This window comes from Marinobacter denitrificans, assembly GCF_008795955.1.
GTDB lineage: Bacteria > Pseudomonadota > Gammaproteobacteria > Pseudomonadales > Oleiphilaceae > Marinobacter > Marinobacter denitrificans.
Window position 1 is genome coordinate 67,867 of the sequence record NZ_VMHN01000013.1, and the last position, 9,799, is coordinate 77,665.

Genomic DNA, 9,799 nt, shown 5'->3' on the forward strand with positions numbered 1-9,799 from the left:
AAGGTCATGACTACCACGTTTAAATGCCAGCTTAGATATACGCTATTGGGCCAGCTGTTACTGTGTCTAGCATTATCAGCGAATCTTGTCCGGGCAGAAAGTCGGAATGTCGGTGATGGGCCAGTCGACGTTACGTTTTTGGGCCACTCTACAGGTGGGCAGGCTTCTGTCTTCCTGGCAGGCGTCGTGGAGGCTGTGCGTCGCACCTACCCGGGTTCCAACGTCTATGCTGAGCCGGGCAACGCGGCCGGTAACTTGGCCTCATTACTCAATGGCCGTGGTGCTTACACTATGGTGAGTGAGGTGTCGCTTAAACGGGCTTTCGAGGGCCAAGCACCCTTTCAGCAGAAGTTTCCTCCAGGTTCCCTCACCGCCATAGGTAAGAATGCGCCCAATATCATCGCTACATGCGTGTATGGGCGCAAAAAGTTTCTTGATGAGCATAACGTCGACAGTTTCAGTGACCTGGTCGAGAATGAAGTCCCGATGCGCCTGTCTATAGCCCAGACGGGCAATCTATGGGTTCGGTCAACCGTAGATGCTATGTTTTCCTATTTTGACAAAACGACGAAGGATGTGGAGCGCTGGGGCGGAAAGCTGGCTCCCGTACCGACCAGTCCTTCTAATGACTTGATGAGAGACGGCCGACTGGACGTAATCATTACCGCGTGCGGTCTCCCTTCCGGATCAATTACTGAGCTCGCCAGCGTTCAGGAAATAAATTTTATACCCATGTCTCGAGAATTGGCCGAACATGTTGCTGATGAAATGTGGAGTACAGTTGACACTATACCTGCCGGCACTTACCCCTTCTATGATCAGGATCTGATAGTTCCATTCTCTAGTTTCGTGATCGTAGCCGGCTCCGAGGCAACTTACGACAATGCCTACAAAATCGCCAAGTCCCTTTATGAGCAGAACGAATATTATCGCTCTTTTCATCGATCTCTTGCTAATGCCGAACGCGAGGAATTGCCCGACGTCGGAAATCTGGAGCTGCATCCTGGGGCAGAGGCGTTTTATCGCGAAGTAGGCCTCCTCGACTGAGGAAAAACTCGCATCGGATGAACACTTGGTTAGAGCCATTCGGCGGAGCCGAGATGTAGCCAGGGGCGCCGGCTCGCCGGTATGGTTTTGAACGGGAGGCGTGAAAATGAAATTGACGGCGGAAAACATCACCGGCGTGGTAGGCATTGTTCCGAGTCCAGCGACGCCAGATGCAGAACGCTGGGACGCAGAAAATACAGTGAATCTGGACGAAACCGCGAAAATGACGGAGGCGGTGGTCGCTGCTGGTGTGGACATTCTCATGACCACTGGCACATTTGGCGAATGTGCCACCCTTACGTGGCCCGAGTTGCAGAGCTTGGTGCAGTGCGTAACGGATACGGTCTCGGGGCGGGTGCCGGTATTCGCTGGTGTAACGACCCTCAACACCCGCGATACGATTTACCGCGGTCGCGAGTTGATGCGCCTGGGAGCCGATGGTCTTTTCGTCGGCCGGCCTATGTGGCTGCCGCTGGATGACAATGGGACTGTGCGTTTTTACCGCGACTTGGCAGAAGCAATGCCAGGTGTACCACTGGTTGTCTACGACAATCCGGACGCTTTCAAAGGAAAAATCTCGACAGAAGTATACCGCATCCTTGCGGACATACCTGAAGTCATAGCCGCTAAGCATGTAGGTGGGCCAACACTGGAGAAGGATCTGGAGGCGGTGGGCAGTAATATGCGCATTCTCCCGCTTGAAAAGGACTGGTTCGCTCTCGCGCAACGCTATCCTGCGCTCGCGCGAGCTTGCTGGTCTGGGGCTGTCGCCTGCGCACCAGCCCCTATCGTTGCTCTTGGCCGTGCCATTCTCAATTGTGATTGGAAACGGGCAGAGGAACTCACCAATCAGATACTATGGGCGATGGAACCAATGTTCCCAGGTGGCGACCTGTCCCGGTTCATCAGCTATAGCATCCCTTTGGGACATGCCCGTTTTCGCACAGCGGGCTTGATCGACCCGGGTCCATGCCGGCCACCCTACCTCGATGCGCCAGCTGATTATATGGCAGGTTCAGAGGAATGCGGTCGACGATGGGCGCAACTACAACATAGGTACCCCGTTAAATCCGTATCAGGTTGACCTATAGGGGCTGACTTATCGCCAAGAGGCGATGCGCGATAATGGAATAACGGAGAGCCGTCAAGGCAACGGAGGCATCATGAGCGACGATATAAAGAAACAGACAACGTCTTTAAGCGAGTTCGATAACGAGCTGGCATCACTTAACATGCGTGGTCAGTGGCAGTATGACAGTCTGCTGGAGCGGGTGATCGGTGGACCGAAGCCGGCCGGAGTTCCGTATCTCTGGAAATGGGAAACGGTTCATGAAAAGTTGCTTGAGGCGTGTGACGTTATGCCGGAAAGCTACACTGCCCGGCGTAACTTCAGCTTCATGAACCCGGGACTTGAACGGGGAGGCACGACCCAAACCCTGATTATGGGAATGCAGATCGTCCGTCCGGGAGAAGTGGCGTGGGCCCACCGCCACACGATAGGAGCGGTGCGCTTCGTGGTCGAGGGCGGTGAGCAGCTGTACACGACGGTGAACGGTGAAAGATTGCTAATGGAGCCCAACGACTTGATCCTGACTCCTAACTGGAACTGGCACGATCACCATAATGAAACGGACAAAAACGCAATCTGGGTAGATGCCCTTGACGTTCCGTTGGTGCTGGCGTTGAACCAGATATTTTACGAGCCGTTCGGTGAGACCACCCAACCGCAACGCGAGAGCAGTGCGGATTACTGGAGCCGTCGTGGCAGCCTGGTCAGGCCGGCCTGGGAACAGCGGCCCGAACAGAATTTTCCTTTCCGCTACCCCTGGCGTGAGGTCTCTGCGCAATTGCATGAAATGGCTGGCTCTGAAGGCAGTCCCTACGATGATATCGTGCTGGAATACGTCAATCCGTTTACTGGTAGCTCTGCCTTGCCCACCATGGGATGTAACATTCAAATGTTGCGCCCGGGCTTTGTCGGGAAGAGCCACCGCCAGACCTCGAGCGCAGTTTACTTCGTAGTTGAGGGAGAAGGTACGACAGTAGTCGGCGACGAGGAAATCAACTGGTCCGCCCGTGACAGTTTCGTCGTGCCGAATTGGATTCCTCATCATCACATCAACCGCAGCAAGAGTCGCGAAGCGATTTTGTTTTCCATCAATGACATCCCGGTTTTACAGGGTTTAGGCCTTTACCATGAGGACCCGGAAAATACAATTAGAACACGCCCACTGCCTCCGCTTTTAGCCTGACGCGGCCCTTGGATGCTCAGCAAAAAATCGATCATCAACCTGGCAGGGACAATAGCCCAGAGCAGGACACAACGAGAGACCATTACGATGACAGACGTACCATGTGACGAGACTGCAGTTGAAGCTGAAGAGCTATTTGCGCTCATCAGGTCCCGCCGGAGTGCCGGCAAGCTGGACCGGGACCGGGTTCCCTCTCGCGAGGCAATCGAGCATCTGCTGCAGGCTTGTACCTATGCACCCAATCACCATATGACACAGCCATGGCGTTTCACGGTGATATCAGGAAATGCGCGCGACAAAATGGGTGAGCTCTTCCAGCAGCTAATGCTTAAGGGCGTGAACGCCCCGTCAGAAGAAACTCTTCGTCAAGCCAGGTTGGCCGCGCGCAAGCCGTTGCGAGCGCCCGTCATTGTATTGGTTGCCTGCGAGACGGAGCCGGAAAGATCGCGCCGCCGTAAAGAGGATTATGCTGCCTGCGCGGCCGGTGTACAGAATATGTTGTTGCTTGCCCACAGTATGGGGCTGGCAGCTAAGTGGAGCACCGGTGGGCTAATTGATGATGAGCGTTTCAAACACTACTATGGACTGAAACCAACGGATGAGGTTGTGGCCATGCTCTATATTGGCTATGCGGATGCACTACCACCACTGCAACAGCGGCGCCCGCTGGAGGAAGTAACCCTCTGGATGGATTGAGCGGCGCCATGAGACTTCTGAAAATCGCCGTTCCCTTTGCTGGGGGGCTTTCTTCGGTTTAATTTCGCCGGAGAGGGCAATTGCGCAAAATTTATTTTCTGTTATCCAGGCGGCGATGGCACTCAAGAGTCCTCTTCACCCTACCCGACTCAATCTCTTACCGTTATAAATAAAGACTTGAATTCCGATGGCTTACTCTCTGAGCCTTTTGGTCATGAAGTCGATGAATTTCTTTACTTTTTTAGGCATGCTCCGCGCCCGGGGATGAAATGCCCAGACGGCACGGTCCGAAAGTGTTTCGTCTTCAAAGAGAGTTTCTAGGGAAGGATCAGGAGAGTTTGAGTTTTGCATAAGGAGTCGCGCAATACCGATGCCCTCTACCGCCGCTGAATTTATTGATGACCACTCGTTAGCGTGAAATCTCCCTCCCACGTTTACGTGATACCATTCCCCATTATTGATAAACCACCATTTTTCTGGCGACGGCTGTGCGTCGTAAATTAAACACTGGTGTTGAGAAAGTTCCATCGGCTTCTTTGGTCTTCCAAAACGCCTGAAATATTCCGGAGACGCGCAAACGCGATATGTTAAAGGGGCTAACATGACACAGTCGACGCTGGTTGTACTCAGTTTGACGTAGTCGGAGTTGCTGCTTCGGATCGAAAGATCGAAACCCCGGTTAATCACGTCCACTCTCGCAGGCTGAACAGATAGCTTAACGGAAAGATTGTTGTATTTTTTTATAAATTCCGTCAATGCCGGAAGTACTATCTGGCGGCCAATACCTGGCGTAACGTGAAGTTTTAATGTACCAGAAAGAGTCGTATTCATTTCATGAATTGCCTCGGAAGCCAAATCCATCTCTCTGATAATCTGCAGACAATGACCGTAATATACCTTGCCAGCTTCAGTTAGACACAAATCATGCGTAGAGCGATTCATGAGGCGCGTCCCCAATTCAGTCTCTAGTCGGCTTATCTGTTTGCTAACAGCGGAAGGGGTTAGCTCCAATTCCTTTGCCACCGCTGAAAAGCTACCTTTTTCAACAACATATACAAAAACCTGCATGCCAAACGTGTTGTGCATCGCTCAAATACCTTTTACCACCAAATGGAACAATTCTTCCCCTTTTTGAACCAGCTTCCCGGGGCACTGGAAATTAAGCCTGGCCAATAACTAAACGATCAGGGAGAGGATGCGGAATCTATTTTCATTTTTGACATGTTGGGCTCCCTATCCACAATCGATTACGGAGAAAGCCACTATTATTTTCAATAAATAAGATTGCCTAACATTATATAAGAATTCTTTGTTAACATGACCGATGCGCGATTGTCAATGGTGCGTATTTGCGCATTGCGATCGACGGCTATCAGAGAGCAGAGGATGCTCGATCACCTTTCCAGTGTCTTTTGCGGCACCATTCAGGCATGCCCTGTGACTCGTGCGGGTGAAGTAACGGGCGGCGGAGGGTGGACAGTCCAGCCGGGGCGGAGAGAGGGTCTTTATCGATGATTGCGGAGCACAAAACAAAAAAAGGAATCAGTTCTCCGGTCTTGAGCGCCCAGAATAAAAACGCCGGGCAGAGTTAACGGATAACACGTTGCGTTGAAAGGGTGATGCTACCTAGCTTCCCATAGGCGGTAAAATCTGATACTATAAGTAACATGTAGCATTAAAAACACTGCTTTTATAGGAACAAACGCATGTCTTATAAGCTTGTTAGCATTGAATACACAACGACTGAAGAAGCTGCTGCAGTGGCCGCTCAGCTTAATGCCGCCTGTCGTGGGGGCTCAGTTAGGGTGCGAACTGAAGGTCGAACATTGGAAGTCCTCTCCGCCAACGCTTCTGTCGCAGATGTCTTCGGCATGTTCGTTAAATTTGGCATGAGAATTGTTGGCTTTTCCAGGCACTGGTCCGACACAGGGCATGCCACGGACCGCGGGCTACCGACCTCTTGATGAGCAGGCAGCTGCGGTGTTGAATTCAATTGCACACTTCGTTTAGCGCCACACGAATAGCAAACCACTCTCTGGCAACTGCAGAGAGTGGGAGAGAAGAAGTCGCTTAGATCGCTGGTTTTAGTCCTCCACGCAAATGTGGTGTCATCATCCAGGCCGCAATAGCCAACACTGCGGCCCCACCAATAGCTAGCCAGCTCGGGAATATAAACAGTAGACCGGCCCCCACGAAGCGCCAGGGCGGCGAGGTGGCCACGGAAGTAGCCTTCAATACCGAAGCTAAGCGTTAGCACCCCAATAACTGCGGTAACGCAGGATATCTGGATGGTCTGCCAATCCCCCACCATCAGAAGGCCGTCCCCATAAACAAAGGCGAACGGCACAATAAATGCCGTAATCGCCAGGCGCACCGCTCCGGTTGCGATGAAGACGTTGAAAGACAACACTTCACAAGCTTAAAGATATTCCCGATCATGCATGTCGTGGCAATAAAACAAAACATATTGGACAGGAATCCGTGGGTGGCAAAAATTTTGTGGCACCTTTTGAGAAAGCAAAAAATAACTCTTTAGCACGCGCATGTGACGTGACAGCTTCCTATATGCCCATCCCATGGCTCCCCACAAATATTGAAAGCCTATCTGATACTTTTGCAGGTGACCTCTGGCCATACGGGGTAGAACCGAACAAACTGAGGTGGACCCAATCAGTTGGACAACCTGATGGTGTCCCTAAGCTATGATCCAGTTGTTTCCCCGGCTCAGGCGGCCAAGGCTATGGGTTGCCCGTAGTACACCTCATCGGGCGTTTGGTAATCAAGGGTTTGGTGGTACCGGGTCTGATTGTAATGCCGGAAGTACCGGTGGAGCGCCTGCTTCAAGTGGTGTCCATCCTCGAAGGCTGTGAGGTAGACGCACTCGTGTTTGACGCTGCGCCAGAGCCGTTCCACGAAGATGTTGTCATGGTAGCAGCCCTTGCCGTCCATGCTGATCCGGATGCCATGATCTTTGAGAACGCTTGTGAAGGCCTCACTGGTGAACTGGACACCCTGATCGGTGTTGAAGATCTCCGGCGTTCCATGGCGCTGTAAGGCCTCCTCCAGGGCATCGATGCAGAAGTCTGTGTTCATGGTGTTGGAGACCCGCCAGGACAGCACCTTGCGGCTGTACCAGTCGATAATGGCGACCAGATACATGAACCCCCGGGCCAGCGGGATATATGAAATATCTGTTGCCCACACCTGGTTGGGGCGATCGATTTTCAGCCCTTTGAGCAGGTACGGATAAACCTTGTGCCCGTCGCCCGGAATGCTGGTTCTGGGGCGTGGATACACCGCCTGAATGCCCATGGTGCGCATCAGGCGCTGAACCCGCTTGCGGTTTATCCGGTGGCCTTGGCGCTCCAGGTGGACACGCATCTTACGAGAGCCATAGTAAGGCGTTTCCAGATACTGCTGGTCAATTAGGTACATCAGATCCAGATCCTCGGTGTTTTTCAAGTTAGTTGGCACTGTTTTTTTGTTTAAGCCGCGTCTTTTTCCGCTGCCCTTTTTTCCGGATTCAGAGTCGTTGGTCCAACGGGCTCGCAGTTCCTGATCGGACGGCTTCCCCAACGGTTCGGTGTCCGTTGTTTGGCCTGTTCCAGTACCCGCTGGCGTTGGGCCAGGATGGCCACATCCTCGCCACGGTGCCGCTCCTGCGGGGTTACGAACCTCAACTTACTGTGCTTGTGTTCCGTGTTGTACCAGTTCACGAAGCCGTCTACCCAACGTCGCGCGTCGTCCAGACTCTTAAAGCCAGCCGAGGGCCAGTCAGGGCGGTACTTCAGAGTCCGGAACAAGGATTCCGAGAACGCATTGTCATTGCTGACCCGAGGTCGGCTATACGAAGGCAGTACGCCCAGCTCTTCCAGCTTTGCCTTCATGGTCTGGGCCTTCATCGGGGCTCCGTTATCCGAGTGCAGCACCAGAGGCCGGTGGAGACACTTCTCCCGCAGCAGGCAACGTTGTAACAGTCCGGCGGCGTAGTCGCCGCTCTCAGCCTCATAGACCTCGTAACCCACGATCTCCCGGCTGTAGACGTCTTCAAACATGTACAGGTAGTAGAACTGCCCACGCACCGTCGAAGCCAGGTAGGTAATATCCCAACTCCAAAGCTCACAAGGCCCGGAGGCATGGTGTGTGGTCGTTTCCCGGGAGCGCTGGGGCGCGAGGCTTTGCCCTCGATGGTTCAACTGGTTGTGAGCTTTCAGTATCCGGTAAAACGACGACTCAGAGGCGAGGTACAGCCCCTCGTCCATCAGCGATGGCACAATTTGAGACGGCGGCAGGCTCTCGTAACGGGCCGAGTTGCAGGTCGACAAGATCCTCTGTCGCTCCACTTCACTGAGCCTGTTTGCAGGACTGGGGCGTACCGCTTCCGGGCGCTTATCCGACTGCACCGCGCCTTCACGGAACCAGCGCCGATAGGTGCGCAAGCCAATGCCGGCTTCACCACAGGCCCGGAACAGTCGGGCACCAGCGCTCTTGGCTTCCTGGATCAGGTCAATCGTTATCCTGCGCTCAGGGACCGGGGTTAGTCGTCCCCGTTGTCGTTCTCCCAGAGCGCATCCAGCTTTTTTCGCAGCACCAGTAGTGCAGCAGTTTCGGCCAGAGCCTTTTCCTTGTGGCGCAATTCGCGCTCAAGTTTCTTGATCTGTTTCTGATCTGTTTCTGATCTGTTTCTGATCTGTTTCTGATCTGCCTGACTCTTTTTGCGCAGTTGCTTGTCCCGCTCGGCACTACGCTGAAAGCCTTGCAGAGACTCTTCTTTCCAGCGCCGGACTTGCTCAGGGTAAAGCCCTTTCTCCCGGCAATACTGGCTGAGTTCTTCTTCGGACAGCGCGGCTGGCTCAATCACGGTTGCCAGCTTTGCTTCTGCTGACCACTGGTCTGACTTGGCTTTGGAACCGGGCACCGGGCGTCCTTCATCTCTGGCTTGTGTCCGCCAATTGTAAAGGGTTTGATCCGAAATGCCTTCTTCCCGCGCCAGAGCGGCTACGGTCATACTGTGGGGCGGCGACAACTTCGCCAGCACTGCGGCTTTACGTTCATCGGAATAACGAGGCACTATCAACACCTGAACCGCCCAACTGGTTAAAAATTAAGTAGTGCCAACTATCCTGCCAGAGGGGGTCCTCCTGACACTGTTCACGAGGGACGTAGTACACCGACGAGCGGCTCAGTTTGAGCAGCTCGCACTGGCGCACAATGCTGACTTGGGGATGACCATGCTCGATCATCGCCAACCGGCGTTGACGGCTTACTGATCGAGCTTGCGCGACAAAAAATCGCGTTCCACCGTCAGTCGACCGATCTCGCGATAAAGCTCGTCAGAACTGGGCTCGCTGGACTGCTTGACGGACTTTCTCTTGCCTTCGAAGAGGTCCGGGGCATTCTCCAGCAGCTCGCGTTTCCAGGTGCTGACCATCGTGGGGTGGATCTGGAACCGAGCGGCAATTTCAGACGTGGTCTGGTCACCCTTGAGTGCGGCCAGGGCGACTTTGGACTTGAATGATGCGCTGTATTGCTTGCGTTTCTTGCTCATGATTCTCCTCCTTATGGAGATGATGAATCAGAGCTTAGGCACCTGTCCAAATTTCGGGGTCCAGTTCAAACACCCGATTAAAGCATTTCTGAATTTTGGCTTTGAACAGGGCGTCTTCCAAAAAAGGATGTAAGCGGCCGGTAATCCCATCTTGAGCCAGGCGCTGCCGCCGTCAGGATAGTGTCCACTTATTTTCTAGTGGACACTTAATATGAACGACTTAAGCGTAACCAAACCCTACCAACGCCGTCGCCGC

7 protein-coding genes and 1 pseudogene are annotated in these 9,799 nt (G+C 53.4%); 4 read left to right on the plus strand and 4 right to left on the minus strand.

Annotation, left to right across the window (positions count from 1 at the left end; genetic code table 11):
• The first annotated feature begins 6 nt into the window (after nucleotides 1–6).
• The 4 genes from FO268_RS21715 (at nucleotide 7) to FO268_RS21730 (ending at nucleotide 3,995) form a co-directional block, all read left to right on the plus strand.
• Entirely contained in the window at nucleotides 7–1,047 is a 1,041-nt protein-coding gene (locus FO268_RS21715) for a TAXI family TRAP transporter solute-binding subunit (RefSeq protein ID WP_150995299.1), read from the plus strand.
• A gap of 106 nt (nucleotides 1,048–1,153) precedes the next feature.
• On the plus strand, nucleotides 1,154–2,131 hold the full coding sequence (locus FO268_RS21720) for a dihydrodipicolinate synthase family protein (protein ID WP_150995300.1): 978 nt from the start codon (nucleotides 1,154–1,156) through the stop codon (nucleotides 2,129–2,131).
• Nucleotides 2,132–2,210: 79 nt separating this feature from the next.
• Complete coding sequence (locus FO268_RS21725; RefSeq protein ID WP_150995301.1) at nucleotides 2,211–3,299, plus strand: cupin domain-containing protein; 1,089 nt, start codon at nucleotides 2,211–2,213, stop codon at nucleotides 3,297–3,299.
• An 87-nt stretch (nucleotides 3,300–3,386) separates the two neighbouring features.
• Nucleotides 3,387–3,995 (plus strand): nitroreductase family protein, encoded by a 609-nt coding sequence (locus FO268_RS21730; RefSeq protein WP_191967027.1) that lies wholly within the window; start codon nucleotides 3,387–3,389, stop codon nucleotides 3,993–3,995.
• 192 nt (nucleotides 3,996–4,187) lie between these two features.
• On the opposite strand, the gene FO268_RS21735 is transcribed toward FO268_RS21730, so the two are convergent.
• From FO268_RS21735 to FO268_RS21750, 4 genes and pseudogenes are all read right to left on the minus strand, one after another.
• Nucleotides 4,188–5,081 (minus strand): LysR family transcriptional regulator, encoded by an 894-nt coding sequence (locus FO268_RS21735; protein ID WP_150995303.1) that lies wholly within the window; start codon nucleotides 5,079–5,081, stop codon nucleotides 4,188–4,190.
• A 1,638-nt stretch (nucleotides 5,082–6,719) separates the two neighbouring features.
• Nucleotides 6,720–7,466: pseudogene (locus FO268_RS21740) on the minus strand (IS3 family transposase); the annotation flags it as partial.
• 14 nt (nucleotides 7,467–7,480) lie between these two features.
• A protein-coding gene (locus FO268_RS21745) for an IS3 family transposase (RefSeq protein ID WP_150995305.1) occupies nucleotides 7,481–9,066 on the minus strand; the annotation gives its coding sequence in 2 pieces (ribosomal slippage) (nucleotides 7,481–8,580 and nucleotides 8,580–9,066; 1,587 coding nt in all).
• A gap of 192 nt (nucleotides 9,067–9,258) precedes the next feature.
• Nucleotides 9,259–9,543, minus strand: a complete 285-nt coding sequence (locus tag FO268_RS21750) for a helix-turn-helix domain-containing protein (protein ID WP_150995306.1) — start codon at nucleotides 9,541–9,543, stop codon at nucleotides 9,259–9,261.
• Nucleotides 9,544–9,799 lie beyond the last annotated feature (256 nt).

Excerpts from the sequence above, each read along its gene's own strand:
- FO268_RS21715 (WP_150995299.1), top strand. The coding sequence starts at position 7 with ATGACTACCACGTTTAAATGCCAGCTTAGATATACGCTATTGGGCCAG.
- FO268_RS21720 (WP_150995300.1), top strand. The coding sequence starts at position 1,154 with ATGAAATTGACGGCGGAAAACATCACCGGCGTGGTAGGCATTGTTCCG.
- FO268_RS21725 (WP_150995301.1), top strand. The coding sequence starts at position 2,211 with ATGAGCGACGATATAAAGAAACAGACAACGTCTTTAAGCGAGTTCGAT.
- FO268_RS21730 (WP_191967027.1), top strand. The coding sequence starts at position 3,387 with ATGACAGACGTACCATGTGACGAGACTGCAGTTGAAGCTGAAGAGCTA.
- FO268_RS21735 (WP_150995303.1), bottom strand. The coding sequence starts at position 5,081 with ATGCACAACACGTTTGGCATGCAGGTTTTTGTATATGTTGTTGAAAAA.
- FO268_RS21750 (WP_150995306.1), bottom strand. The coding sequence starts at position 9,543 with ATGAGCAAGAAACGCAAGCAATACAGCGCATCATTCAAGTCCAAAGTC.